Source organism: Rhodococcus kronopolitis (genome assembly GCF_042654025.1).
Lineage (GTDB): Bacteria > Actinomycetota > Actinomycetes > Mycobacteriales > Mycobacteriaceae > Rhodococcus_G > Rhodococcus_G kronopolitis.
Map to the genome: position 1 here is coordinate 287,715 of NZ_JBHSFO010000002.1, position 22,932 is coordinate 310,646.

General features: G+C 70.4%; 26 protein-coding genes. 9 read left to right on the forward strand and 17 right to left on the reverse strand.

Annotation, left to right across the window (positions count from 1 at the left end; all coding sequences use genetic code 11):
* Nucleotides 1-8 precede the first annotated feature (8 nt).
* From rbfA to rimP, 6 genes are all read right to left on the reverse strand, one after another.
* On the reverse strand, nucleotides 9-503 hold the full coding sequence (gene rbfA / locus ACFO6S_RS04560; protein ID WP_378414553.1) for a 30S ribosome-binding factor RbfA: 495 nt from the start codon (nucleotides 501-503) through the stop codon (nucleotides 9-11).
* 109 nt (nucleotides 504-612) lie between these two features.
* Nucleotides 613-903, reverse strand: coding sequence for a DUF503 domain-containing protein (locus ACFO6S_RS04565; protein WP_378414554.1), 291 nt, complete (start codon nucleotides 901-903; stop codon nucleotides 613-615).
* 112 nt (nucleotides 904-1,015) lie between these two features.
* Entirely contained in the window at nucleotides 1,016-3,934 is a 2,919-nt protein-coding gene (gene infB, locus ACFO6S_RS04570) for a translation initiation factor IF-2 (RefSeq protein WP_378414556.1), read from the reverse strand.
* 69 nt (nucleotides 3,935-4,003) lie between these two features.
* Nucleotides 4,004-4,426, reverse strand: a complete 423-nt coding sequence (locus ACFO6S_RS04575; RefSeq protein ID WP_378414558.1) for a YlxR family protein — start codon at nucleotides 4,424-4,426, stop codon at nucleotides 4,004-4,006.
* A gap of 17 nt (nucleotides 4,427-4,443) precedes the next feature.
* On the reverse strand, nucleotides 4,444-5,475 hold the full coding sequence (gene nusA / locus ACFO6S_RS04580; protein ID WP_378414560.1) for a transcription termination factor NusA: 1,032 nt from the start codon (nucleotides 5,473-5,475) through the stop codon (nucleotides 4,444-4,446).
* Nucleotides 5,472-6,101, reverse strand: a complete 630-nt coding sequence (gene rimP / locus ACFO6S_RS04585; RefSeq protein WP_378414561.1) for a ribosome maturation factor RimP — start codon at nucleotides 6,099-6,101, stop codon at nucleotides 5,472-5,474. The genes nusA and rimP overlap by 4 nt, the downstream gene beginning before the upstream one ends.
* Before the next feature lie 140 nt (nucleotides 6,102-6,241).
* On the opposite strand from rimP, the gene ACFO6S_RS04590 reads away from it, so the two are divergent.
* Nucleotides 6,242-6,757, forward strand: coding sequence for a hypothetical protein (locus ACFO6S_RS04590; RefSeq protein WP_378414563.1), 516 nt, complete (start codon nucleotides 6,242-6,244; stop codon nucleotides 6,755-6,757).
* Nucleotides 6,754-7,215, forward strand: a complete 462-nt coding sequence (locus tag ACFO6S_RS04595; protein WP_378414564.1) for a ferritin-like domain-containing protein — start codon at nucleotides 6,754-6,756, stop codon at nucleotides 7,213-7,215. The genes ACFO6S_RS04590 and ACFO6S_RS04595 overlap by 4 nt, the downstream gene beginning before the upstream one ends.
* Nucleotides 7,216-7,271: 56 nt before the next feature.
* Here the strand turns inward: ACFO6S_RS04595 and ACFO6S_RS04600 are convergent, their stop codons facing one another.
* Together ACFO6S_RS04600 and ACFO6S_RS04605 are read right to left on the reverse strand one after the other, a co-directional pair.
* Nucleotides 7,272-8,519: a cytochrome P450 gene (locus tag ACFO6S_RS04600; protein ID WP_378414566.1), complete on the reverse strand. Its 1,248-nt coding sequence runs from the start codon at nucleotides 8,517-8,519 to the stop codon at nucleotides 7,272-7,274.
* Nucleotides 8,520-8,583: 64 nt separating this feature from the next.
* Nucleotides 8,584-9,867: a PucR family transcriptional regulator gene (locus ACFO6S_RS04605; protein WP_378414568.1), complete on the reverse strand. Its 1,284-nt coding sequence runs from the start codon at nucleotides 9,865-9,867 to the stop codon at nucleotides 8,584-8,586.
* Nucleotides 9,868-10,086: 219 nt separating this feature from the next.
* Here ACFO6S_RS04605 and ACFO6S_RS04610 point away from each other — a divergent pair, with 219 nt between their 5' ends.
* From ACFO6S_RS04610 to ACFO6S_RS04620, 3 genes are all read left to right on the forward strand, one after another.
* Complete coding sequence (locus ACFO6S_RS04610; protein ID WP_378414570.1) at nucleotides 10,087-10,599, forward strand: nuclear transport factor 2 family protein; 513 nt, start codon at nucleotides 10,087-10,089, stop codon at nucleotides 10,597-10,599.
* Nucleotides 10,596-11,429: an SDR family NAD(P)-dependent oxidoreductase gene (locus tag ACFO6S_RS04615; RefSeq protein WP_378414572.1), complete on the forward strand. Its 834-nt coding sequence runs from the start codon at nucleotides 10,596-10,598 to the stop codon at nucleotides 11,427-11,429. The genes ACFO6S_RS04610 and ACFO6S_RS04615 overlap by 4 nt, the downstream gene beginning before the upstream one ends.
* 92 nt (nucleotides 11,430-11,521) lie before the next feature.
* Nucleotides 11,522-12,142, forward strand: coding sequence for an FHA domain-containing protein (locus ACFO6S_RS04620; protein WP_378414574.1), 621 nt, complete (start codon nucleotides 11,522-11,524; stop codon nucleotides 12,140-12,142).
* Here the strand turns inward: ACFO6S_RS04620 and ACFO6S_RS04625 are convergent, their stop codons facing one another.
* The 9 genes from ACFO6S_RS04625 to ACFO6S_RS04665 all read right to left on the reverse strand — a co-directional run bounded on the left by ACFO6S_RS04625 (nucleotide 12,143) and on the right by ACFO6S_RS04665 (nucleotide 19,043).
* On the reverse strand, nucleotides 12,143-13,150 hold the full coding sequence (locus tag ACFO6S_RS04625) for an alpha/beta fold hydrolase (protein WP_378414576.1): 1,008 nt from the start codon (nucleotides 13,148-13,150) through the stop codon (nucleotides 12,143-12,145).
* Nucleotides 13,151-13,211: 61 nt separating this feature from the next.
* Nucleotides 13,212-13,526: a hypothetical protein gene (locus ACFO6S_RS04630; protein WP_378414578.1), complete on the reverse strand. Its 315-nt coding sequence runs from the start codon at nucleotides 13,524-13,526 to the stop codon at nucleotides 13,212-13,214.
* 86 nt (nucleotides 13,527-13,612) lie between these two features.
* A complete protein-coding gene (locus ACFO6S_RS04635; RefSeq protein WP_378414580.1) occupies nucleotides 13,613-14,044 on the reverse strand; it encodes a hypothetical protein in 432 nt (143 codons plus the stop codon).
* Nucleotides 14,045-14,245: 201 nt separating this feature from the next.
* Nucleotides 14,246-14,674 (reverse strand): hypothetical protein, encoded by a 429-nt coding sequence (locus tag ACFO6S_RS04640; RefSeq protein WP_378414582.1) that lies wholly within the window; start codon nucleotides 14,672-14,674, stop codon nucleotides 14,246-14,248.
* 264 nt (nucleotides 14,675-14,938) lie between these two features.
* Complete coding sequence (locus tag ACFO6S_RS04645) at nucleotides 14,939-15,370, reverse strand: hypothetical protein (RefSeq protein WP_378414584.1); 432 nt, start codon at nucleotides 15,368-15,370, stop codon at nucleotides 14,939-14,941.
* 115 nt (nucleotides 15,371-15,485) lie between these two features.
* Entirely contained in the window at nucleotides 15,486-16,292 is an 807-nt protein-coding gene (locus ACFO6S_RS04650) for an SDR family oxidoreductase (RefSeq protein ID WP_378414586.1), read from the reverse strand.
* Nucleotides 16,292-17,509, reverse strand: coding sequence for a cytochrome P450 (locus ACFO6S_RS04655; RefSeq protein WP_378414588.1), 1,218 nt, complete (start codon nucleotides 17,507-17,509; stop codon nucleotides 16,292-16,294). Before ACFO6S_RS04655 ends, ACFO6S_RS04650 begins: the two co-directional genes overlap by 1 nt.
* Before the next feature lie 4 nt (nucleotides 17,510-17,513).
* Nucleotides 17,514-18,083: a TetR/AcrR family transcriptional regulator gene (locus ACFO6S_RS04660; protein WP_378414590.1), complete on the reverse strand. Its 570-nt coding sequence runs from the start codon at nucleotides 18,081-18,083 to the stop codon at nucleotides 17,514-17,516.
* Nucleotides 18,084-18,185: 102 nt separating this feature from the next.
* Nucleotides 18,186-19,043 carry a mycofactocin-coupled SDR family oxidoreductase gene (locus tag ACFO6S_RS04665; RefSeq protein WP_378414592.1) on the reverse strand — a complete coding sequence of 286 codons (858 nt, stop codon included), beginning with the start codon at nucleotides 19,041-19,043 and terminating at the stop codon, nucleotides 18,186-18,188.
* Nucleotides 19,044-19,313: 270 nt separating this feature from the next.
* Between ACFO6S_RS04665 and ACFO6S_RS04670 the strand changes: the two genes are divergently transcribed.
* The 4 genes from ACFO6S_RS04670 to ACFO6S_RS04685 are packed head-to-tail and all read left to right on the forward strand — an operon-like array spanning nucleotide 19,314 to nucleotide 22,899.
* Nucleotides 19,314-20,786 carry an aldehyde dehydrogenase gene (locus ACFO6S_RS04670; protein WP_378414594.1) on the forward strand — a complete coding sequence of 491 codons (1,473 nt, stop codon included), beginning with the start codon at nucleotides 19,314-19,316 and terminating at the stop codon, nucleotides 20,784-20,786.
* 33 nt (nucleotides 20,787-20,819) lie between these two features.
* Nucleotides 20,820-21,569: an SDR family oxidoreductase gene (locus ACFO6S_RS04675; RefSeq protein ID WP_378414596.1), complete on the forward strand. Its 750-nt coding sequence runs from the start codon at nucleotides 20,820-20,822 to the stop codon at nucleotides 21,567-21,569.
* A gap of 47 nt (nucleotides 21,570-21,616) precedes the next feature.
* Complete coding sequence (locus ACFO6S_RS04680) at nucleotides 21,617-22,465, forward strand: NAD(P)-dependent oxidoreductase (protein WP_378415222.1); 849 nt, start codon at nucleotides 21,617-21,619, stop codon at nucleotides 22,463-22,465.
* Nucleotides 22,462-22,899 carry a carboxymuconolactone decarboxylase family protein gene (locus ACFO6S_RS04685; RefSeq protein ID WP_378414598.1) on the forward strand — a complete coding sequence of 146 codons (438 nt, stop codon included), beginning with the start codon at nucleotides 22,462-22,464 and terminating at the stop codon, nucleotides 22,897-22,899. Before ACFO6S_RS04680 ends, ACFO6S_RS04685 begins: the two co-directional genes overlap by 4 nt.
* Nucleotides 22,900-22,932: the final 33 nt, after the last annotated feature.

Genomic DNA, 22,932 nt, shown 5'->3' on the forward strand with positions numbered 1-22,932 from the left:
CGAGGGTCCTAGTCGGCTTCGCCGGTGCCGACCCGGTCGTCCTCGTCGTCCGCGTCGTCGCCGGCGTCGACGACGCGCGGCTCCTTGTACGGATCGGCGTCACCGGCGGGCGTCGCGTTCTCCCGGGCCTTTGCCAGCTCGTCGTCGCTGGCGCGCGCGCGGGCCAGCAGCTCCTCCATGTGCCGGGCAACCTCGGGCACCTTGTCGGCGACGAAGGTCAGCGTCGGGGTGAACCGCACGCCGGTGCCGGCGCCGACCTTGGACCGCAGCGAACCGCTGGCCTTTGCCAGGCCGGCCGCGGCGGCCTCCATGTCGGGTTCGGTGTTGAGGTCCACGCCCCGCACCGTGTAGTAGACGGTTGCGTCGTGCAGGTCCGCCGTCACCTTCACATCGGTGACGGTGACGTAGTCCAGGCGGGGATCCTTGATCTCGCCGCCGATGGCCGTCGCGACGATCGTCGAGATTCGCTTGGCCAGCTTCCGTGCCCTCGCCGGATCTGCCATGACCGGATGTCCCTTCTCTGCGACGGCCAGTGCCGTCAGTGATTTCGAGACGGCGACCCGCCGTCGGAGCTCTCGCCGAACGGCAGCGGCCGTCGAATGTGTGTCTTGTTCAGTCCTCGGGACCGAAGATCCTGCGCCGCACGGCCAACAACTGCAACTCCGGTCGTTGGGCGACGTGACGTTCGCAGGTGTCGAGCACCTCGTTGAGGTGATCGACGTCGGGGCTGGCCACGGCCACCCCGATCAACGAGCGCCGGTAGCGGTCGTGCTCACCGGCCTCCGCGACGGACACCCCGAACTTCACGAGCGCCGCGATGACGGGCCGGATGACCGAGCGCTTCTCCTTGAGGGAGCGCACGTCACCGAGCAGGATGTCCAGTTCCAGTGCACCCAGGTACACGAGTCCTCACTTCCGACTGACAGCCGGTCGTATCGGGACCGGACCCGAGCGGGGTGTGCGTCCCGCGGGTCGAGTGACCCGCGGGACGCACACCGTACGACAGACGACCTCGTTAGTCGCGTGCCTTCTCGCGCAGCTCGTACGCCTCGATCACGTCACCGACCTTGATGTCGCTGTACGTCACCGTCAGACCGCACTCGTAGCCCTCGCGGACCTCGGTCGCATCGTCCTTCTCCCGCTTGAGCGAGGAGATGGTGATGGTCTCCGCGACGACCACGTTGTCGCGGATGAGGCGCGCCTTGGCGTTGCGCTTCATGACGCCCGACGTGACCAGGCAGCCCGCGATGTTGCCGATCTTGGAGGACCGGAACATGGCGCGGATCTCGGCCCGACCCAGCTCGACCTCTTCGTAGATCGGCTTGAGCATGCCCTTGAGGGCCTTCTCGATCTCGTCGATGGCCTGGTAGATCACCGAGTAGTACCGGATGTCGACGCCCTCGCGGTTCGCCAGCTCGGTCGCCTTGCCCTCGGCCCGGACGTTGAAGCCGATGATGATCGCGTTCGAGGCCGAGGCCAGGTTCACGTTCGTCTCGGTCACGCCACCGACACCGCGGTCGATGACGCGCAACTGCACCTCGTCGTCGATCTGGATGCCGAGCAGGGCCTCCTCGAGCGCCTCCACGGTGCCCGAGTTGTCACCCTTGAGGATGAGGTTGAGCTGGCTGGTCTCCTTGAGCGCTGCATCGAGATCGTCGAGGCTGATCCGCTTGCGGCTGCGTGCGGCCAGCGCGTTGCGCTTGCGCGCATTGCGACGGTCCGCGATCTGCCGGGCGATCCGGTCCTCGTCGACCACGAGCAGGTTGTCGCCTGCGCCGGGCACCGAGGTGAAACCGATGACCTGGACGGGACGCGAGGGCAGTGCCTCGATGACGTCCTCGCCGTGCTCGTCGACCATCCGACGGACACGTCCGTAGGCGTCGCCGGCCACGATCGAGTCGCCGACCCGCAGCGTTCCGCGCGAGATGAGCACGGTCGCCACCGGTCCACGGCCGCGGTCCAGGTGCGCCTCGATGGCGACACCCTGCGCTTCCATGTCCGGGTTGGCGCGCAGATCCAGCGAGGCATCCGCGGTCAACAGCACGGCCTCGAGCAGCTGGTCGATGTTCAGACCCTGCTTCGCCGAGATGTCGACGAACATGGTGTCTCCGCCGTACTCCTCGGCCACCAGTCCGTACTCGGTCAGCTGCTGCCGGATCTTGTCCGGGTTCGCGCCTTCCTTGTCGATCTTGTTCACCGCGACCACGATCGGCACGTCGGCCGCCTGGGCGTGGTTGATCGCCTCGACCGTCTGCGGCATGACGCCGTCGTCGGCCGCGACCACGAGGATCGCGAGGTCGGTGGCCTTCGCACCACGCGCACGCATGGCCGTGAAGGCCTCGTGACCCGGGGTGTCGATGAACGTCACGAGACGCTCGTTGCCCTCGAGCGAGGTGAGCACCTGGTAGGCACCGATGTGCTGGGTGATGCCACCGGCCTCGCCCTCGCCGACGTTCTCCTTACGGATCGTGTCGAGCAGGCGGGTCTTGCCGTGGTCGACGTGACCCATGACCGTGACCACCGGCGGACGCTGCTCGAGGTCTTCCTCGGTGCCGGCGTCCTCGCCGTAGGTGAGGTCGAAGCTGCTGAGCAGCTCGCGGTCCTCGTCCTCCGGGCTGACGACCTGCACGACGTAGTTCATCTCGCCGCCGAGCAGCTCGAGGGTCTCGTCGTTCACCGACTGGGTGGCCGTGACCATCTCGCCGAGGTTGAACAGCGCCTGCACGAGTGCTGCCGGGTTCGCGTCGATCTTGTCCGCGAAATCGGACAGCGAGGCACCACGGGCAAGGCGAATGGTCTCGCCGTTGCCACGGGGCAGCCGGACGCCGCCGACTGCGGGAGCCTGCATGCTCTCGTACTCGGCGCGCTTCGCCCGCTTCGACTTGCGGCCACGACGGACTGCGCCGCCGGGACGACCGAAGGCACCTGCCGCGGCACCACGCTGACCGGGACGGCCACCGCCGCCGGGACGACCACGGAATCCACCGGCGGGAGCGCCGGCAGTTCCGGGAGCGCCACCTGCACCGGGAGCACCGGGAGCGCCGCCGCCGCGGTAACCGCCGCCACCGCCACCGGGACGACCGCCGCCGCCACCGGGACCGCCCGGACGTCCACCACCGGGACGACCTGCGCCCGGTGCGGGCCGTGCGGACCGTGCGGGCATCGCGCCCGGGTTGGGCCGAGGCGGCATGGAGCCGGGGCTGGGACGGGGACCGCCCTGACCCGGAGCCGGACGCGGACCGCCCGCACCTGCGGCGGGACGCGCGGAACCCGGAGCCGGACGGGGACCGCCCTGGCCGGGGGCCGGACGCGGGCCGCCGGGACGCGGGGCACCGGGTGCCGGACGCGGGGCGGGACGCTCGGCCGGGGCCGAGGAGTACGGGTTGTTGGCAACGCGCGGCGCCTTCGGACCCGGCTTCGGGCCGGGGGCGGACGGTGCCGGTGCGGCGCTCGCTGCGGGGGCCGCGGGTGCGGCCGGAGCTGCGGGTGCCGCCGGGGCGGCGGGTGCCGGCTTCGGAGCCGCGGGACGCGGTCCGGGCTGCGCCGACGTGGCCGGCTTCGGAGCCGGTGCGGGCGCCGCCGGGGCGGGCGCTGCCGCAGCCGGAGCTGCCGGAGCGGGTGCCGCCGGGGCGGGTGCCGCCGCAGCCGGAGCTGCCGGAGCGGGTGCCGCCGGGGCGGGTGCCGCCGGCTTGGGGCCGGGCCGCGGGCCGCCCGGCTTGGCGCCACTGGACGCCTGGGGCTTCGCGGGGGCCGCCGACGAATCGGACGACTGTGCGGACGGGAACGACTCCCGGACCCGCCGCGCAACCGGCGCCTCAACGGTGGAGGACGCCGACTTCACGAATTCGCCCTGCTCCTTGAGCCGTGCGAGTAGTTCCTTACTGGTGACACCGAGTTCCTTAGCCAACTCGTGTACACGGGCCTTGCCTGCCACTGCTCTCCTCACTGGTGAGGTCGAGCGCGGCTGGCGCCCGCACGACCTCGGGTTAACTCCGATGGACGATCATCGTTGGTGCTTCACGGTGTGCTCATGAGTGCGTTTGCCTAACTCTTCTCGAGAGGTACTGCTCTGTGGTGGATGCGGCTCGCACCCGGGATCTTGGTCGATCCCGAGGTCGAGGGCCGCCGTGTCCAGGTTTCCGGACACTCGCAGCGCCCTGCCGAATGCTCGGCGCTTCTCCGCCAGGCTCAGACAACTCGGATCGGGGTGCAACCACGCACCGCGCCCGGGGAGTCTGCGCCGAGGATCGGGCACCGCGACCCAGCCCTCCGGCCGAACCTCACGTGCGACGATCCGTAGCAGATCCGCGGCCAGCGCGCGCTTACGGCAACCGACACACGTACGCACCGGTTGACCGGTGTTTTCGCGCGCCTGTGCCGAAAACTCATGCTGAGCCATCGACCACTCTACCGCTGATACCAACATTTCCTTGCATGACGGGTCTAGACGCGGGTTGACGCAGGTCCGGACGGCGCGTCCTCAACCGGCGCGGCGTCGGATCGGATGTCGATCCGCCAGCCCGTCAAGCGTGCAGCCAGGCGGGCGTTTTGCCCCTCCTTGCCGATGGCCAGCGACAGCTGGAAGTCGGGGACGACCACCCGCGCCGCGCGCGCGTCGGCATCGACGACTGTGACGGACACAACCTTCGAGGGCGAGAGCGCATTGCCCACGAAGCGTGCCGGATTGTCGTCGAAGTCGATGATGTCGATCTTCTCGCCGGCCAGTTCGCTCATCACGTTGCGCACCCGCTGGCCCATCGGGCCGATGCAGGCACCCTTGGCGTTGAGGCCCTGCACCCGGGAGGCAACCGCGATCTTGGTGCGGTGGCCCGACTCGCGTGCCACCGCGACGATCTCGACCGAGCCGTCCGCAATCTCGGGAACCTCGAGCGCGAACAGCTTGCGCACCAGGTTCGGGTGGGTCCGCGAGAGTGTGATCTGCGGCCCGCGCTGTCCACGGGTGACGCCCACGACGTAGCACTTGATCCGCTCGCCGTGCTCGTAGTTCTCCCCCGGCACCTGCTCGGCCGCCGGCAGCACGCCCTCGGCGCCGTTGGCCTCGCTGCCGATCCGCACCACGACCATGCCGCGGGCGTTGGCGCGGGTGTCGCGCTGGATGATGCCGCCGACGATCTCGCCCTCGTGGGTGGAGTACTCGCCGAAGGACTTCTCGTGCTCGGCGTCGCGCAGCCGCTGCAGGATCACCTGGCGGGCGGTGGTGGCGGCGATCCGGCCGAAGCCCTCGGGGGTGTCGTCCCACTCCTCGCCGACGAGGTTGCCGTCGGCGTCGACCTCACGGGCCATCACCCGGACGACGCCGCTCTTGGTGTTGACGTCGATGCGGGCATGCGACTGATGCCCGTCGGTGTGGCGGTATGCGGTAAGCAACGCAGCCTGAATGGTCTCGATGATGGTGGCCACCGAGATGCCCTTGTCTTCCTCGATGGCGCGCAGCGCTGCGATGTCGATATTCACTTGTCCGACCCTTCTGCCTGAATCTCTTCGTCTGTCTCGTCGTCTATTTCGTCATCGTCGTCGTCTGTCTCGTCACCCGCACCGACTACCTCGTCGGCGATCTCGGCGGGCAGCACCCGGCCCTCGGCGACCCCGCCGGCAAGTTCGAGCTCCGCCGGGCTGGGCTTCGAGAACTCCACCAGCACTACCGCTTTCAGCACGTCGCTCAGCGCGACCTCGCGCACCGTCGGGCCGCCCTTGCCGGGCAGGACCAGCGCCACGACGCCGTCGCCGAGCGCACCCACCCGGGCGGTCAGCTCCTCGTCCGCCAGCTCCACCGCGACCTTGCGTCCACGCGCGCGCCGCCAGTGCCGGAGCTCGGTGAGCGGACGGTCGACGCCCGGCGAGGTGACCTCGAGGGTGTACGGCGTCTCACCGAACTCGGCGACGCCGTCGAACACCTCGGAGATCACCCGGCTCAGTTCCGCGACCGCGTCCAGACCGAGTCCCGCGTCGCCGTCCACCATCACGCGGACGACACTGTGCTTGCCGGCCTGGGTGACGGTGACGTCTTCCAGGTCGTAGCCCTGGCGTTCGACGAGCCCGGAGAGAAGTTCGACAACCTTCTCCTTCGACGGAACCGGCATCAGTGGAACTCCTCGTTCAGTTGTGTTCGGATCAGCGGTGTTCGGATCACGAGCATTCGGCGCGACGCCTCAAGGATATCGTGCATTCGACGCACCGGTGACCAGGCTGGGTTCGAGCCGCCTGCGGTTCACCTGACAGGATGTGTCCCGTGCCTGCTGCCCTCACCCGTCCCGCGCTCTCACGGCGCGGCGCCTTCCGGATGTTCGGTGCCGCCGCCCTCGGCCTCACCGCACTCGGCGCGAGCGCCGGATGTGCCGGATCCGATTCGGACGATGCCGCCCGGGAGCCGGATCCACTGCTCGTCCCGCTGGCCGCGGCCCGCCGGGACGCGACCGACGCCGCGGCCGCCGTCGCGCTGGCACCGGATCGCGCCGGGGCCCTGGCCGTCGTCGCACAGGAACGCACCGCGCACGCGGACGCGCTGAGCGCCGAGATCGACCGGGCCGCCGGCGCCACCACGACCGCTACCGCGGCCCCGAGCACCTCGGCCGCGTCCCCGGCCGCGCCGCCGACCGTCGACGTGGTCCGCGCCGGCCTGGCCGACTCGCAGCGCGGTGCGGCGGACCTGGCCCGCCGCCTGGACGGCTACCGGGCCGGACTCCTCGGTTCGATCAGCGCCGCCGTCGCCGCGCAGCAGGCGGTGTTGCTGCCGTGACCTCCCCCACCCCCACGCCGACCCTCGGCGCGGAGCAGCAGGCCCTGGTCGACGCCCTGCGCGCCGAGCACGCCGCCGTCTACGCGTACGGCCTCATCGCCGCCTTCGCCAACCCGACGCGGATCGGTCAGGTCTCGGCCGACGCCGCGGCACACCGGGCCCGACGGGACGCCACCGCCGATGCGCTCGTCTCGGCGAGCGTGACCCCGCCGGGCGCCGAGCCCGGCTACACCGTCCCGTTCCCGGTGACCGATCCGATCTCCGCGGCCCAGCTGGCCGCCCGGGTCGAGGCGGACACCGCGGTGGCGTGGCGGTCGGTGATCGAGCGCGCCCGGTCCGAGCACACTCGCGGGGTCGGCGTCGATGCGCTCACCGAAAGCGCACTGCGGCTTGCGAACTGGCAGGTGGTCCTCGGCGTGACGCCGCCGACCACGGCGTTCCCCGGCCAGCCCGCGTAGCCGGCCCGAGCGGTCGGTGCGGCGCGCGCCACACCGGCCGCTCCCGGCACCGGCCGTCAATGCGTGACGGGGCACCGTCCGGTGAAGTCCACTTCGAACTCCTTGATTCCGTTGAGCCAACCCGAGCGCAGTCGCTTCGGGTCACCCAGCTTGGCGATGTCGGGCAGGTGGTCGGCGATCGCGTTGAAGATCAGGTCGATCTCGAGTCGCGCCAGGGTCGCGCCGATGCAGAAGTGCGCGCCGGTGCCACCGAAGCCCAGGTGCGGGTTGGGGTCTCGGGTGATGTCGAACGTCGTCGGGTCGTCGAAGACGTCCTCGTCGAAGTTGGCCGAGGCGTAGAACATCGCAACCCTGTCCCCCTTCCTGATCTGCCGGCCACCGAGCGTGGTGTCGGTCAGCGCGGTCCGCTGGAAGGCCGTGACGGGGGTGGCCCAACGGACGATCTCGTCGGCGGCGGTGCGGGGGCGCTCCCGCTTGTAGAGCTCCCACTGCTCCGGATTCTCGAGGAACGCGATCATCCCGTGGGTGATGGCGTTCCTGGTGGTCTCGTTGCCCGCGACCGCGAGCACGAGGACGAAGAACCCGAACTCCTCGGGACTGAGTTCGTCGCCGTCGACGTCGGCCTGCAGCAACCGGGTGACGATGTCGTCGGCCGGGCACCGCTTCCGTTCCGCCGCCATCCCGTACGCGTACCCGAGCAGCTCCATCGTCGCGGTCTCGTGGTCGCTCTCGGACGTGGCGTCCTCGTAGCCGGTCATCCGGTTGGACCAGTCGAAGACCTTGCCCCGGTCCTCCTGGGGGATGCCGATGAGCTCCGCGATCGCCTGCAGCGGCAGCTCACTGGCAACGCGGGTGACGAAGTCACCTGCGCCGGCCGCCGCGGCCTCGGTGACGATCTTCTCCGCACGCTCGGACAGCGCGCCCTCGAGCATGCCCACCGCACGGGGCGTGAAGCCACGCGCGATGATCTTGCGCAGCTTGGTGTGTTCCGGCGCGTCCTTGAAGAGCAGGATGTGACGCAGCGACTCGACGGCCTCACGGGGGATGTCGTCGTTGAACCGGACGATCGCGGTGTTCTCCCACGTGGAGTACACGTCACCGTCGCGGGAGACCTCCTTGACGTCCTCGTGCCGGGTGACAACCCAGTAGCCGTCGTCCTGGAACCCGCCGGTGCTCGGTGGTTGCGGGCACCACCAGACCGGCGCGGCTCTGCGCAGCTCGGCGAACTCCGCGTGCGGCACGCGCGTCGAGTAGATGTCCGGGTCGGTGGGGTCGAATCCGTCGGGCAGGTTCGGAATGGTCACTGTGATCTCCTCGTGTCGGACCGTCGACATCCAGCCTTGCCGGAGAACAGCTTTGCGGCTTGGCCTAGTTGTCCAAGGACCCCCGGCCGCTTTGTCCGGTCGACACATCCGCGTCGGTTCGGCCGCCGAAGGTGTCGAAGTAGTCCAGTGCCAACTCCAGATGCAGCGTGCGGTGGTTGATTCGCCGACCGAGTCGCTCCTCGATCTGTTGCACGCGGTACCGGACGGTGTTCTTGTGCACGCCGAGATGGCGAGCTGCGGCCTCGAAGTTCCCGTGGTGCGACAGGACCGCCCCGAGCGTCTCCCGGAGCCTGGCGGCGGGCTCGTCCTCCCCCAGCAGCCCGTGGAGCTCCCGTTCGACGAGGGTGTCCATGGCGTCCGGGCGGGACGCCAGCATCGAGACGAGCTCGACGTCGCGGTAGCTGGTGACGGGCTGGCTCCGTTGGGCGCGCGTGGCGATCTGTTGCGCCGCCTGGGCTTCGCGGTGGGTGCGCCGGAACCCGTCGATGCCCTGTCCCGGCCGGCCCACCGCGACCCGTATGCCCGGGGGCACGAGGTCCGGATTGATCGCGGGTTCCTCGTCGACGCCGGTCACCATCCAGGCCCACAGCCCCCGTGCACCCGATGGGACGCAGAGGATCTCGGCCGAGGATGCGGACCGCGCGAGCCTCAGCGCGAGCGGCTCGAAGATCCGCGAGTCGATGGAGATGGCGTGATCGGTTGTCCACAACACCAGTGCGGTGTGGACCCGGTGGACCGGGTAGCCGAGCCGCACGGATGCGTCGTCGAGGCTGTTCTCGGTGCCGTCCAGGATCTCGCGCACCGTGTTGACCCTCATCGAGAATGCTCCGCTGAGCAGTCTTTCGCGTTCCTGCGTATAGGTGGCGGCGAGTTCGGTGAGCATGGAGTTCATGACCTCACTCGTCTGCTCCCACATCATGACGACGAGCTGAACCTTGAAGTCCGCGGGCACCTCGGCGTCGTTGACGAAGTCCGTGACGAACCGCCAGACCGCCCGGTGACCGGCGTGATAGAGCTGCGACAGGAACCGCAACTCCAGGCCGCGGCGCGCGATGGTGCGTGCCAGCGAACGGGCCTCGTCGGCGACGGGGACGGACCAGTCGGGGTCGGCGTCCGCGCGCCGCACCACCAGGATGAGCCGGAACTGGCTGCGCACGGCGAGTTGGAGGTCACGCTGGATCTCGGCGTCCGTGGACAGCTCCGGGACGTCCGCCCCCATGGACCGCCCGACCTTGTCGATGAACCTTTCGAGATCGGCGCGGGACAGGGTTTCGGCGACGTAGTTGCGCATCCACTGTCCGGCCGCGGTGGTACTCGGCGTGTCCATGCCCCTCCTCGGACGACGGAGTCGTGTGCGGACAACTCCTGACGGACCGCCCAGCGTATTCAGTGCCCCAGCCCGGCGATCGCGATTCGGTCGCGGCGCTCCGACCCGACCGCGGCCGGCGGTCACCGCCCGCTGATCGGGAGGACCCGGTGCGAGTGTGACGGGGCACACCCTAGGGTCTGTCCATAAGCAACAACAGCCACAGACGGGACGGGCATCTTGGACCTCGCGCAGCGGATCGACAACCTCGAACAGATCGAGGCGATCAAGAAACTCAAGTACGGGTACTGGCGGGCCTGCGACGCCAAGGACCCGGTCGGCTTCCGGGCCAGCTTCGTGCGCACCGGCGCCGACATCGACTACGGCCCGCTCGGGGCGTTCCAGGACGCCGACCCGATGACGGAGATCTTCACCCGGATCGCCCTCCACAAGGTCGACGGCAAGCACGTCATCTACGACATGCACCACGGCATGCACCCGGACATCACCGTGACCGGGGAGCACACCGCCACCGGCCGCTGGACGCTGCGCTTCCGGCAGGTGAACCTGATCGACAACACCGAGACCCTCTCCACCGGCGAGTACGACGACGAGTACGTGATCGAGGACGGCGCCTGGAAGATGTCCAAGTGCCACTGCGTGACGACCTGGTCGATCACCCGCCCGCTGTCGCCCGACGCCGTCATCACCGGCGACTTCCCGGCGACCCACGAGAAGGCGGCGACGCGATGAGCGAACGCAAGGTCGCCCTCGTCACCGGTGCCAGCCGCAGTGTCGGCAAGGGCGTCGCCCTGGCCCTCGGCTCGGACGGCTGGACCGTCTACGTCACCGCCCGCGGCGAGGTGGGCACCGGCGGCCCGCTCGACGCCACCGTCGAGGAGATCGACGCGCGCGGCGGCCGGGGCATCGCGGTCCAGTGCGACCACACCGACGACGCCCAGATCGAGCAACTGTTCGCCCGGATCGCCGAGGAGCAGGACGGCCGGCTGGACCTGCTGGTCAACAACGCCTGGGCGGGCCCGTCCGACGGGTACGCCGGGTTCTCGCAGCCGTTCTGGAAGCGACCGGTCGACGACTGGGACTCGCTGATCGGGATCGGCCTGCGCGCGCACTACGTCGCCAGCGTCGAGGCCGCGAAGCTGATGGTGCCGCGCGGCAGCGGACTGATCGGCAACATCTCGTCCTTCGGCACCCGCGGCTACCTGCACTCGGTGCTCTACGGGATGTCGAAGGCCGGCCTGGACAAGATGGCGGCGGACATGGCAGTCGAGCTCAAGGGCACCGGGGTCAGCGCGCTGTCCTTCTGGCCGGGACTGGTCCGCAACGAGCGGATGATCGCCAGCGGCATGAAGAGCTTCGAGGGGTTCTCCCTCTCGGACGCCGAGACCCCCGAGTTCATCGGGCGGGTGATCGTCGCGCTGGCCAACGACCCGAAGGTCGGCGAGCGCAGCGGACACACCCAGATCGTGGCCGAGACCGCGCTGGAGTACGGCATCACCGACGTCGACGGCGCCCAGCCGGCCTCGCACCGAGCGGCGTTCGGCGGCGGCGCGCTGTACTGACCGCGCGGCTCACACCCGGGCTCTCCCCGGCCCCGCCCTTGCCCGACGGCGGGGCCGGGGGGCACGATTGACCCGTGCCCTCGGAGGTGCCCATGGACAGACCCGCTGAGTCTCGACTGGTCTTCGCCGGTCCCGACGGCAGTCGGCACCTGGTGGACCTGTCGCCCGACCTGCCCCGCGTCACCGTCGGACGCGACCCGACGTCGGGCCTGCGGCTCGGCGACGACGACGAGGTGTCCCGGCTGCACGCGGTGATCGAATGCGTCGGGGCGCACTGGACGATCGTCGACGACGGGCTCTCCCGCAACGGCACCTTCGTCAACGGTGACCGCATCGTCGGCAGGCGACGGCTCACCGCCGGGGACAGCATCCGGATCGGCGGCACCGTGCTGACCTACCAGGAATTCGGCGGCCAACCGGTCGAGGCGACGATGGTGGCCTCGAACACCCCCACCGCCCGCTCACTCACGCCGACGCAGCGCTCGATCCTCATGGCGCTGTGCCGGCCGTACAAGCACGGCGCGATGTTCGCGAATCCCGCGTCGAACCAGCAGATCGCCGCGGAACTGTTCCTCAGCGTCGACACCATCAAGACGCACCTGCGCACGCTGTTCGGCAAGTTCGGGGTCGAGGACCTGCCGCAGAACCAGAAGCGGGTGCGGCTCGCCGAGCTGGCGATGCACAGCGGCATCATCAACGCCCGCGACCTCTGATCAACCGGCCGCCGCGGCCAGCTCCCGGTCGGCGGTGCGCGGTCCGCGGGCCGCCGCACCGACCCGCGCCAGCAGCGCCGCGATCGCGCCCGCGACCTCCGCGGGGCGTTCGAGGATCACCGAGTGCCCGGCGCCCTCGATCCGTACCAGCTCGGCGGCAGGCATCCGGCTCGCCATCTCGGTCGAGTGCGAGAACGGCGTCAGCAGGTCCGCACTACCGCACACCACGACGGACGGGATGGATGCCAACGTCGTCAACGTCCCGGTCTCGTCGTAGTCGGCGAACGACGCCAGGAAGCCACACATCGTCGCCACCGAGGTGTCGTTCACCATCGCCGCGGCCACCGCCACGATGCGTGGGTCCACGCTGAGGTTTCCGACGGCCGCGACGCGGACGAGCGCGCCGCACAGGTTGTGGCCCAGCCGCCGCGACCCCTGGGCGATCCGCGGCGCCCACCGGACCGCCGCCTGCAGCACCGACAGCGCGGGGCCGCGCAACAGCCGTCCGGGGCCGGTGTCGGCCAGCCCGCCCGCCGCCGTCGAGATCAGGGCGAGGCCCACCAGTCGGTCGCCGACCAGCCGCGGATTCTGCCGCGCGTAGGTCAGCGCGGCCATCCCGCCCATCGAGTGTCCGACGAGCACCACCGGCCCGTGTGGGGCAACCGTGGCGAGCACCGCGCCGAGGTCGCGGCCGAGTTGCTCGATCGTGTACGCCGCCGCGGGGGCGTGACCGGACTCGCCGTGCCCGCGGTGGTCGTAGAAGACCATCCGCACGTCGTCGCCCCAGGAACCGGCCAACTGCTCCCGCAGGACCGACCACGACTCCGAGTGCAGGCAGTGCCCGTGTACGAAGACGGCGGTGACCGCGGCGTCGGGGCTGCCGTACTCGCGGACGGCGAGGGGGACGCCGTCGTCGGCAGTGACCGTGACCCGGCGCCCGCCGGCAGGGACAGTGACCCGGCGCCCGCCGGAGGGGAGAGTCTTCGACCTGCTGTCCTCGTTCGACATGGTGTCCTCCTCACGTACCTGATGTATCGGTTCGGCGCCGCGGTTCCTTACACCCGGATCGCTACTTCATCGGCGGCAGTCCCGGGATGCTCGGGCCGCTGCCGAGGTTCACCCCGCCGGGACCCGCACCGATCCCGCCGACGCCGAGCGGTCCGACGTTGGCCCCGCCGATGGCGACGTTGCCGTTCGATCCGGGGGCGCCGGTCGTGCCGGCGCCGCCGGTCGGGAGCGCACCGTTCGCCGGTGCCCCGTTCTGCGGTGCCCCGAAGCCGAGGTCCGGTGCCTGGGCGGCGGCGATGCCCGCACCGGCGGAGAGCATGAGGAAGGCCGCGGCCGCTGCCATGGTGGTGCGCCGGGCGATTGTGGTGTCGAACATTTGATGATCCCTTCGGAGTGTGGAGGGGGCCGGCACCGGCGTGGTGATGTGGTGCCGGCCCCTTGGTGGTCGGGGTGTGCCTGTGGTCAGCAGAAGATGAACGGGAAGCTGCAGTCCTGCTCGGTGGTCGTCGTGGTCGTGGTCGTGTCGGTCGGGTTGTTGGTCCCGCCCGCGCCGCCTGCCCCACCGGCCCCGCCGGCGCCACCGTTCGCGTCACCGGTGGTCGCGTTGCCGCTGTTGCCGCCGACCGCGCCGCCGCCGTTGCCGGACGACACGCCGCCCTGGTTGCCGTTGCCGATGTTCACGCCGCCGATGCCGACGTTGCCGCTGCCGCCCTGACCGCCGGTGGCGTTGCCGCCGTTGCCGGTCGTCGCGTCGCCGGTCTCGGCGGTTCCGCCTGCGCCACCGGGTGCGCCCGCACCGCCGTTCGCGTCGGCGGAGGCGATGCCCGCTCCGGCGGCCAGGGCGAAGGCGGCGATGGCGGCAGAAGCGAAAGCGCGCTTGATGGTGTTCGACATTTCGAAGCTCCTTGTTCGGTGGGGTTGGTTTCGTTCTGTCACACAAGCTTCCGGCCTGGGCGCCGTCACCGACAGGCACCCAAGGTGGCAACCCGACCACCCCTGCGGCTGCCGAACCCACCCCGCGGGAGGACCCTGCGCACGGAAACGGGCCGGTACCCCGCCGTTCGGCGGGATACCGGCCCGAGATCGAGCGACGCGTCAGCAGAAGAAGTACGGGAAGCTGCAGTCCTGCTCGGTCGTGGTCGTGGTGGTGTTCGTGGTCGGGTTGTTCGTCCCGCCCGCGCCGCCAGCCCCACCGGCCCCGCCTGCGCCACCGTTCGCGCCACCGGTGGTCGCGTTGCCGCTGTTGCCACCGACCGCGCCGCCGCCGTTGCCGGACGACACGCCGCCCTGGTTGCCGTTGCCGATGTTCACGCCACCGATGGCCACGTTGCCGCTGCCACCCTGACCGCCGGTCGCGTTGCCGCCGTTGCCGGTCGTCGCGTCGCCCGACTGGGCGGTTCCGCCGGCACCACCGGGTGCGCCCGCACCGCCGTTCGCGTCGGCGGCGGCGATGCCCGCTCCGGCGGCCAGGGCGAAGGCGGCGATGGCGGCGGAAGCGAAAGCGCGCTTGATGGTGTTCGACATTTCGGAGCTCCTCGTACGGTGGGGTTGATGTTCGATGGGGTTGATTTCGTTCTGTCACACAAGCTTCCGCCGTCACCGGCGTCGCCGACAGGCACCCGAGGTGGCAACCCGACCACCCCCGCGACTACCGGAATCACCCCCATGAGGGAGCAACCCGTCGCACGATCTCGGGCCGGCACCCGCCGTGTGGCGGGGTACCGGCCCGAGATCGAGTGGGGCTCCACCGCTCGCTGCGATTGCAGCGGGCGCGTCGGCCGCCGACCGTCAGCAGAAGATGTACGGGAAGCTGCAGTCCTGCTCGGTGGTCGTGGTCGTGGTGGTGTTCGTGGTCGGGTTGTTGGTCCCGCCCGCGCCGCCTGCTCCACCGGCCCCGCCGGGGCCGCCGGTCGCGTTACCGGTGGTCGCGTTGCCGCTGTTTCCACCCTGCGCGCCGCCACCGTTACCGGAGGAGACCCCGCCCTGGTTGCCGTTGCCGATGTTCACGCCGCCGATGCCGACGTTGCCGCTGCCACCCTGACCGCCGGTGGCGTTGCCACCGTTGCCGGTCGTCGCGTTACCGGACTGGGCGCCGCCGCCGGCGCCACCGGGTGCGCCCGTACCGCCGTTCGCGTCAGCGGAGGCGATGCCCGCTCCGGCGGCCAGGGCGAAGGCGGCGATGGCGGCGGAAGCGAAAGCGCGCTTGATGGTGTTCGACATGGTGTGCTCCTCGTTCGGTGGGGGTTGGTCTTGCTTGGTCACACAAGCTTCCGACCTCACGGCCCCCGCCGACAGGCACCCAAGGTGGCGACACCCTCACCCCCGGTGGGGGGCGCTACACCGCCCTGGAGGCCGCCGCGGGCGCCGGATCGGTCAGCGGCGCCTCGGGTTGCACCTCGACGAGCACCAGGTGCGCGCCGCGTGGCGCGGTCACCACCGCGACGATGGCGTTCGCGATGTCCGAGGCGCGCAGGAAGTAGCCGTGCCGCGCGAAGCCCCAGGTCTTCCACGACTCTGCCAACGGACCGATGACCTCCGGCGTGGCATCCATTCCCATGCCCGTCAGGGTCTGGCCGGGCCGAACGACGGAGGCGCGAATCCCGGTGCCCTCGAGCTCCATTCGCATCTGCCTGCCCATCGCCTCGAGGCCGGCCTTGGCTGCGTCGTAGGCGCCCATCAGCGGCCGCTGACGGTCCGCGCAGTCGGATCCGATCAGTACGAAGTCGCCGCGCCTGCGTTCACGCATCCCGGGCAGGACCCGGTGGGCCAGACGCTGCGCCCCCACCAGGTGCACGTCGATCTGCCTGGCGAAACAGGCCGGGTCCATCCGGTCCGCGGCGCCGAACTCGAGGTCGCCGGCCCCCGAGACCACGATCTCGGCGGGACCGAGCGCCCGCTCGGCGGCCGTGACGAACTCGTCCACCGAGTCGATGTCGGTGACGTCGAGGAAGTGCGCGAACGCCTCTCCCCCGCCGGCGCGGATCGTTTCGGCGATCGCCTCGCTCTGCTCCACCCGCCGGGCGCCGAGCGCGACCGGGTGACCGAGCTCGGCCAGCGCACGGGCGGTTGCCTCGCCGATCCCCGAGGACGCGCCGCTGATCAGCGCGGGACGCCGGGCGGGATGGGGTTCGAATCTGGGCATCAGCGCACCCGCACCGTCACCGGCAGGGCGGCGAAGCCCCGCACGCTGGTCGAGTGGACGCGTTCGATCCCGGACTCGTCGACCTCGAAGCCGGACACCTGTCGGGCGAACTCGGCGAGCGCGATGTTCGTCTCCAGCCGGGCCAGGTGAGCACCGAGACAGAAGTGCACCCCGCCCCCGAAGCTGACCAGCTTGGCGGTCGAGCTCCGGCCGATCTGGAACTCGTCGGCGTCCTCGAAGACCTCGGAGTCACGGTTGGCCGAGCCGACCAGGAGCAGCATCTTCTCCCCGGCGGGCACCGTCTCGCCGTAGTACTCGAGATCCTCCGTGGTGGTCCTCGCGATGATCTGGCTCGACGTGTCGTAGCGCAGGGTCTCCTCCGTCCACGGCGACACGTCGACGGACCCCCGACCCGCGTCGCCGAGGAGCGGCGCGACCTGGTCGGGATTGCGGGCGCCCCAGTAGAGCGCGTTGCCCAGCAGCTTGGTGGTGGTCTCGTTGCCCGCCACCACCATCAGGAACAGGAACCCGAGGATCTCCGCGTCGGACAGCTTGTCCCCGTCAACCTCCGCGTCCAGCAGCGCCGAGGTGAGGTCCTCGGTGCGCGAGCGTCGACGCTGCGCGATCATGTCCTTGTAGTAGGTCATCAGGGTGATCGAGGACTCCACCGCGGCCGGCGGGACGTCCTGGACACCGTCCTCCCGGTGCACCACCAGGTCCGCCATCCTGCGCAGCTCGGCGCGGTCGGGTTCGGGCACGCCCATCAGCTCCGAGATGACGTCCATCGGCAGCTTGCCCGCGAAGTCCGAGATCGCGTCGAACTCCCCCGCCGCGAGCGCCGGATCCAGGTGCAGTCTCGTCAGTTCCCGGATGCGCCCCTCCAGCTCCGCCACCCTGCGCGGGGTGAATCCACGAGAGACCAACTGCCGCAGCCGCATGTGCCTCGGATCGTCCATCGCGAGGAACGACATCACGTAGTGCGCGTGCGGACCGTAGGCCGCCGGGTCGAGCGAGACGCCATTGGCGCTCGACAGGCGCCGACCGTCCTTGAACGCCTCCGCGACGTCGCGATGCCGCGAGAGCGCCCAGAACCCGAGGTCCGGGTTGTGGTAGATCGGTGACTGCTCCCGAAGCCGTCCGTAGACGGGGTAGGGGTCGTCGTGGAAGCCGTAGTCGTACGGATTGAACACCACCGGGTCGATCAGGGCCTCGGGCATGGAATCACTCCAGAATCATTGTGGCGGAACGCTCGAGCCGATCGGCGAGCTGCTCGTAGGAGCCGTATCCCATGCCGGCGCGGAGCAGCGCGCCGGCATAGAGGAGTTCGAGTGTCTCCAGCACGTCGGGGTCGGCTCCGGCACCCAGTGCGCCCTCCAGGCGCCCCCGGATCTCGAGCCCGATCCGGCCGCGCAGGTGCTCGACGTCCGGATCGCCGCCGAGCAGGGCGTTGGTGACGGCGGCAGACAGGCCCGGCTCGTCGGCCAGCAGGAGCGCGATGTCACGCAGCACCGCGACCACCCGACCGGTCCGGCCGGACTCCGAGGGTTCGGGCCGGGGCGAGCCCGAGAGCCGGCGCCAGAACACCTCGGCCACCAGGTGTTCCTTGGAGGAGAAGTAGGTGTAGGCGGTGGCCGGGCCGACACCGGCCCGTGACGCGACGGTGCGCACCGTCAGGCCCGCGAAGTCCTCCTCGCGGAGCACGTCCACGGCGGCCGCGCACAGCCTGTCGACGGTGTCGGCCTGCTTGGGGGTCAGGCGCCGGCGGGTGGACTCGAAACTTTGACTAGACACATGTCCAGACACTACTACAGTTCGAGGTCCGAAACCGTCCAGCCGGACGGCACCCCGGCCCGTCTCACTCGTCGTCACGGCTGGTCAGCAGGGCGGCGCGCCCTACAGCCCGATCTTCATGCCTGCGCCGCCGTCGACGCGCAACTGCTGTCCGGTCACGTACCGGGACTCGTCCGAGGCGAGGAACAGCACCGCGTGCGAGATGTCCTCCGGCTCGACCCACGGAATCGGCATGGCCTGCATGAACGGGAAGGTCACCGCCGCGTCCTCGCCGGTGGGGTTCTCGAGGTCCGGACGGAACGTCTTGTACATCGGCGGACTCTGCAGCATGTCGGTGTTGCAGTTGGTCGGATGGATCGCGTTGACCCGGATCGAACTGGGCCCGAGGGTCAGGGCGAGCGAACTCGTGTACGTCGCGATCATCTTCTTGGCCAGTCCGTACCCGTCCCCGCCCGGCCCCTGCAGCGCCTGCTGGCCGTTCAACCCGGTCTGCGGCACCAGGCCGGCGACGGACCCGATCGCGATGATCGACGCGCCCGCACCCAGGTGCGGCATCGCCGCATGCACGGTGTTGACCACGCCGACGAAGTCGACGTCGAACGCGTCGACAAAGCCCATGATCGGAATGTGGTTGCCCAGCGGGCAGATTCCGGCATTGGCCACCACGATGTCGAGACCGCCGAGGTCGGCCACCGCCTCGGCCAACCTCGCCTCCATCGCCGCCCGGTCACGGACGTCGACCTTGGCGGCGACCACCCGGCGGCCGGCCTTCTCGACCAGTCTCGCGGTTTCGGCGAGATCCGACTCGCCGGCGAGCGGGTACTCGTTGGTGGCGATGTCCTCGCAGATGTCGAAGGCGATGACGTCCGCCCCCTCCCCGGCCAGCCGGACCGCGTGACTGCGGCCCTGCCCCCTGGCTGCACCGGTGACGAACGCGACCTTGCCTGCAACTCGACTCATTGCATCTCCCTTCGAACGAACGAACAGGGGAACGGTGATCGGGCACACGCCGCACCCACCCGAGGACACCAAAGGAGCACGAGTCCCGCGAGCGATGGCGACCGTCCCGGCGCCGACTTTCCGGCGCCGCGGCGGTGTGACGAACAGTAGACACGAAGTCCGTCGTTTGTCGATACCGACTTCGAAATCTCTTCTGCCCGAATCTCATTGCGCGTGACAACTGTGCGAACTATAGTCCAGACGCCTGTCCAGAAGAGGAAGGGTTTGCGCATGACGCTCCGACCAGCCGACAGCTCGGCACTGCTCGTCGACGGAAAGCTGATTCCGGGGTCCGGGGGCACCTTCGAGGTCCTCAACCCCGCCACCGAGGAGGTCGTCGGCCTCGCCGCCCAGGGCACCGCATCGGACATGGACGCCGCGATCGGGGCCGCGCGACGCGCCTTCGACACCACCGACTGGAGCCGCGACCACGCCTTCCGGGCCCGGTGCCTGCGACAGCTCTGCGACGCGCTGCAGTCCCACCTCGAGGAGCTGCGCGAGATCACCATCGCCGAGGTCGGCGCCCCCGCCCTGCTCACCAGCGGACCGCAGCTCGAGGGACCCGTCGCCGACCTGCGGTACTGGGCGGACCTCGCCGAGGGCTACTCCTGGGAAACGGATCTCGGCACCGCGACCCCGATGGGCATCGCCACCCGGCGGCGGGTGTTCAAGGAGGCGGTCGGCGTGGTCGGCGCCATCACCCCGTGGAACTTCCCGCACCAGATCAACTTCGCCAAGCTCGGCCCGGCCCTGGCCGCCGGCAACACCGTCGTGCTCAAGCCGGCCCCCGACACCCCGTGGTGTGCCGCCCTGGTCGGCAAGGTGATTGCCGAGGAGACCGACATCCCGCCCGGCGTGGTCAACGTCGTCACCTCCACCGACCACCGGCTCGGCGCCCAGCTCGCCGAGGACCCGCGCGTCGACCTGGTCTCGTTCACCGGGTCCACCGCGACCGGAAAGGCAGTGATGCGGGCGGCGGCGGACTCGTTGAAGAGGGTGTTCCTCGAACTCGGCGGCAAGTCCGCCTTCATCGTTCTCGACGACGCCGACATTGCCGGCGCCAGTTCCTACGCGGCGTTCTCGGTGTGCATGCACGCCGGTCAGGGGTGCGCGCTGACCACCCGCCTGCTGGTCCCGCGGGCGCGCTACGACGAGGCCGTGGCGGCTGCCGCCAGGACCATGGCCGGCATCCGGCCCGGCGATCCCACCGAACCCGGAACCGTGTGCGGCCCACTCATCTCGGCGCGCCAGCGAGACCGCGTGGAGGGATACCTCCGGCTCGCGGTCGAGGAGGGCGGCACCCTCGTCACCGGCGGCGGTCGCCCCGCCGACTTCGGCCGTGGGTTCTTCGTCGAGCCGACGCTGATCACCGGCCTGGACAACTCCGCCCGTGTCGCGCAGGAGGAGATCTTCGGTCCCGTGCTCGTCGTCCTCCCGCACGACGGCGACGACGACGCCGTCCGGATCGCCAACGAGTCCCCGTACGGACTCTCGGGCGCGGTCTGGGGCACGGACCCCGATCGGGTCGGTCGGGTGGTTGCGGGCGTCCGCACCGGAACCCTGAGCGTCAACGGCGGCGTCTGGTACAGCGCCGACGCACCCTTCGGCGGCTACAAGCAGTCCGGGATCGGACGCGAGATGGGCGTCGCCGGCTTCGAGGAGTACCTGGAGACCAAGCTCGTCGCCGCACCCGCAACCGCGTAGTTCATTCCACGACAGCAGAAGGCAGGACTTCAGATGGGACGTTTCGACGGACGCACCGCCATCGTCACCGGCGCGGCGCAGGGCATCGGCGAGGGGTACGCGAAGGCCCTGGCCGCCGAGGGCGCCAACGTGGTGGTCGCGGACCTGAACTGCGAGCTCGGCGAGACCGTGGCCAAGCAGATCGCCGCGGACGGCGGCAGCGCGGTGTTCAAGGAGGTCGACGTCGCGGACGGCGCGTCGACCCAGGCGCTGGCCGACTTCACCGTCGAGAAGTTCGGCGGCATCGAGCACCTGGTCAACAACGCCGCGATCTACGGCGACATGAAGATCGACTCGCTGCTGACCGTCGACTGGGACTACTACCGCAGGTTCATGAGCGTGAACATGGACGGCGCGCTGCAGGTCTGCCGGGCCGTGGTACCGCACATGCGCGCCAATGGCGGCTCCATCGTGAACCAGTCCTCCACCGCCGCCTGGCTGTACTCGAACTACTACGGCCTGGCGAAGGCCGGGGTCAACAGCCTGACCCAGCAGCTCGCGACCGAACTCGGCTGGTCGAACATCCGCATCAACGCGATCGCGCCCGGCCCGATCGACACCGAGGCCACCCGCACCGTCACCCCGGGCAACATCGTCAAGGACATGGTCAAGCGAATTCCGCTGCAGCGCATGGGAACCACCGACGACCTGGTGGGCATGTGCCTGTTCCTGCTCTCCGACGAGGCGGGCTGGGTCACCGGCCAGATATTCAACGTCGACGGCGGACAGGTGTACCGCTCGTGACCGCGGCAGCGACCGACGTGACACTCGGCTACATCGGCCTCGGCAACATGGGCGCGCCGATGGCCAAGCGGCTGCTCGACTGGCCCGGCGGCCTGGTGGTCTGCGACGCCCGGCCCGAGGCCACCGAGCCGTTCGCCGCGGCCGGCGCGCGGGTCGCGGCCGCCCCCGCTGCGGTCGCCGCCGAGGCGACGGTGATCTCCGTGACGGTGCTCGACGACGCCCAGGTCCGCGAGGTGGTTACCGGGCCGGACGGCATCCTGTCCACCGCCCGGGCGGGGACGGTGATCGCGGTGCACTCGACGATCTCGGACGTCACCGCGGTCGAACTCGCCCGCACCTGTGCCGAGGCGGGCGTGCACCTGATCGACGCACCGGTCAGCGGCGGCGCGCCTGGCGCCCAGCAGGGCCGCCTCGCGGTGATGGTCGGCGGCCCGGAGGAGGCGTTCGCCGCGGTCCGCGAGCCGTTCGGCGCCTTCGCCGAACTGGTGGTGCACGCGGGCGACGTCGGCGCGGGGACGCGGATGAAGCTGGCCCGCAACCTGCTGCACTTCATCTCGTTCACCGCCGCCACCGAGGCACAGCGACTCGCCGAGGCCGCCGGCCTCGACATCCGCACCCTCGGCAAGGTCGTCCGGCACACCGACGCCATCACCGGCGGCGCCGGGGCGATCATGCTGCGCGAAACCACCGCCCCGGTCGCCGAGTCCGACGGCTGGTTCTCGATCCTGAGCCACGTCCGCAACCTCGGCGAGAAGGACCTCGCCCTCGCACTCGACCTCGGCGCGCGACTCGGCGTCGACCTGCCGCTGGCGCTGCGCGCACTCACCGGGCTGGGTCCGGGGCTGGGCGTCGGCACCGGAACCATCGAAGAATCCACCGTGAAGGAGCACGCATGACCGACCAGAACGGCTCGAACCCCACCGAGGCCCGCAAGCGCGGCGTCGCCATGATGAACCAGGTGTACGGCTGGGAGATGCCGTCCGACGTGCCCGGCGACTTCTTCGCCGTCACCGCGGACCACCTGTTCGCCGACATCTGGACCCGACCGGGCCTGAGCGTGCGCGACCGTCGTCTGCTGCTGCTCGGCGCGATCACCGCGCAGGGGCAGGGCGACGTCGCGAAGATCCAGCTCAATGCGGCGCTGCACAACGAGGAGCTCACCGAGCAGCAGTGCGAGGAGGCCGCGATCTTCCTGTGCCACTACGTCGGCTGGCCGCTGGGCACCGGCCTGAACAACGCGCTGGTCGCCGTGAAGGCCGACCGGCGCCGGGCGGCCCGCGAGGCGGAGCAGGCGGCGGCCGCGGAGTCCGCCGTTTCGACCACGGGCTGAGGCCGCAACGGAAATACTGCACACAAGGCAACA

What these genes read in the sequence shown, in the direction of transcription:
- rbfA (WP_378414553.1), bottom strand. Translation starts at nt 503, where the DNA reads ATGGCAGATCCGGCGAGGGCACGGAAGCTGGCCAAGCGAATCTCGACG.
- ACFO6S_RS04575 (WP_378414558.1), bottom strand. Translation starts at nt 4,426, where the DNA reads ATGTTGGTATCAGCGGTAGAGTGGTCGATGGCTCAGCATGAGTTTTCG.
- rimP (WP_378414561.1), bottom strand. Translation starts at nt 6,101, where the DNA reads ATGCCGGTTCCGTCGAAGGAGAAGGTTGTCGAACTTCTCTCCGGGCTC.
- ACFO6S_RS04590 (WP_378414563.1), top strand. Translation starts at nt 6,242, where the DNA reads ATGTGTCCCGTGCCTGCTGCCCTCACCCGTCCCGCGCTCTCACGGCGC.
- ACFO6S_RS04605 (WP_378414568.1), bottom strand. Translation starts at nt 9,867, where the DNA reads ATGGACACGCCGAGTACCACCGCGGCCGGACAGTGGATGCGCAACTAC.
- ACFO6S_RS04615 (WP_378414572.1), top strand. Translation starts at nt 10,596, where the DNA reads ATGAGCGAACGCAAGGTCGCCCTCGTCACCGGTGCCAGCCGCAGTGTC.
- ACFO6S_RS04620 (WP_378414574.1), top strand. Translation starts at nt 11,522, where the DNA reads ATGGACAGACCCGCTGAGTCTCGACTGGTCTTCGCCGGTCCCGACGGC.
- ACFO6S_RS04625 (WP_378414576.1), bottom strand. Translation starts at nt 13,150, where the DNA reads ATGTCGAACGAGGACAGCAGGTCGAAGACTCTCCCCTCCGGCGGGCGC.
- ACFO6S_RS04630 (WP_378414578.1), bottom strand. Translation starts at nt 13,526, where the DNA reads ATGTTCGACACCACAATCGCCCGGCGCACCACCATGGCAGCGGCCGCG.
- ACFO6S_RS04635 (WP_378414580.1), bottom strand. Translation starts at nt 14,044, where the DNA reads ATGTCGAACACCATCAAGCGCGCTTTCGCTTCTGCCGCCATCGCCGCC.
- ACFO6S_RS04640 (WP_378414582.1), bottom strand. Translation starts at nt 14,674, where the DNA reads ATGTCGAACACCATCAAGCGCGCTTTCGCTTCCGCCGCCATCGCCGCC.
- ACFO6S_RS04645 (WP_378414584.1), bottom strand. Translation starts at nt 15,370, where the DNA reads ATGTCGAACACCATCAAGCGCGCTTTCGCTTCCGCCGCCATCGCCGCC.
- ACFO6S_RS04650 (WP_378414586.1), bottom strand. Translation starts at nt 16,292, where the DNA reads ATGCCCAGATTCGAACCCCATCCCGCCCGGCGTCCCGCGCTGATCAGC.
- ACFO6S_RS04655 (WP_378414588.1), bottom strand. Translation starts at nt 17,509, where the DNA reads ATGCCCGAGGCCCTGATCGACCCGGTGGTGTTCAATCCGTACGACTAC.
- ACFO6S_RS04665 (WP_378414592.1), bottom strand. Translation starts at nt 19,043, where the DNA reads ATGAGTCGAGTTGCAGGCAAGGTCGCGTTCGTCACCGGTGCAGCCAGG.
- ACFO6S_RS04670 (WP_378414594.1), top strand. Translation starts at nt 19,314, where the DNA reads ATGACGCTCCGACCAGCCGACAGCTCGGCACTGCTCGTCGACGGAAAG.
- ACFO6S_RS04675 (WP_378414596.1), top strand. Translation starts at nt 20,820, where the DNA reads ATGGGACGTTTCGACGGACGCACCGCCATCGTCACCGGCGCGGCGCAG.
- ACFO6S_RS04680 (WP_378415222.1), top strand. Translation starts at nt 21,617, where the DNA reads ATGGGCGCGCCGATGGCCAAGCGGCTGCTCGACTGGCCCGGCGGCCTG.
- ACFO6S_RS04685 (WP_378414598.1), top strand. Translation starts at nt 22,462, where the DNA reads ATGACCGACCAGAACGGCTCGAACCCCACCGAGGCCCGCAAGCGCGGC.